Origin of the sequence: Luteimonas changyuni, assembly GCF_039548395.1 — a bacterium.
GTDB lineage: Bacteria > Pseudomonadota > Gammaproteobacteria > Xanthomonadales > Xanthomonadaceae > Luteimonas.
Map to the genome: position 1 here is coordinate 1 of NZ_JBCLUZ010000062.1, position 667 is coordinate 667.

Genomic DNA, 667 nt, shown 5'->3' on the forward strand with positions numbered 1-667 from the left:
GCCGTGCCGCGAAGCGGCATCGGCTTGAACGAATCGTTAGGCCTGCCCTGCATGGGCTGGCGACGTGTGAAGCTCCACCCCGAGCGCACGGACAAGCTTGATGACAGTGTCGTAGCGAGGCTTCGCCCCCGGAGCGAGTGCCTTGTAGAGGCTCTCGCGACCAAGTCCAGTGTCCTTGGCGAGCTTTGTCATGCCGCGCGCCTTGGCCACGTCCGCGATGGCTTGTAGGAACACATTGGGGTTCTCGTCCTCAAGAGCGGCGTTCAGGTACTCGGCAATGACGACATCATTGTCCAGGTAGTCTGCAGCGTCGAACACGGCGATCTTTTTCATGGGGAACTCTCCAGGCCTTGGAGCAAGGCTTTAGCTGTGCGGATGTCTCGCTGCTGGGAAGACTTGTCGCCAGCGCACAAGAGCAAGTAGATCACCTCGTCCCTACGACAGTAGTAAAGCCGATACCCGGGCCCAACATGGATCCGCATCTCGGAAATACCTTCTCCGACCGGAGCTACGTCGCCAAGGTTTCCCGCCTCCGCGGAGCGAACGCGAGCGATAACGCGGGCTTTGGCGATCGGGTCACGTAGTGCCTTAAGCCAAGCGTCGAACTCGGATGTGCGGAGAAACGTGATCATGGCGCACTGTATCCGATAGGATACATCACTGTCAA

At 59.2% G+C, this 667-nt stretch carries 2 protein-coding genes; both read right to left on the reverse strand.

Translation table 11 applies throughout. The annotated features are described in order from the left end of the window. Window positions 1-36 precede the first annotated feature (36 nt). A complete protein-coding gene (locus WCD84_RS14315) occupies window positions 37-333 on the reverse strand; it encodes an addiction module antidote protein (RefSeq protein WP_343279975.1) in 297 nt (98 codons plus the stop codon). Next, window positions 330-632, reverse strand: a complete 303-nt coding sequence (locus WCD84_RS14320) for a type II toxin-antitoxin system RelE/ParE family toxin (RefSeq protein ID WP_343281802.1) — start codon at window positions 630-632, stop codon at window positions 330-332. The genes WCD84_RS14315 and WCD84_RS14320 overlap by 4 nt, the downstream gene beginning before the upstream one ends. Window positions 633-667: the final 35 nt, after the last annotated feature.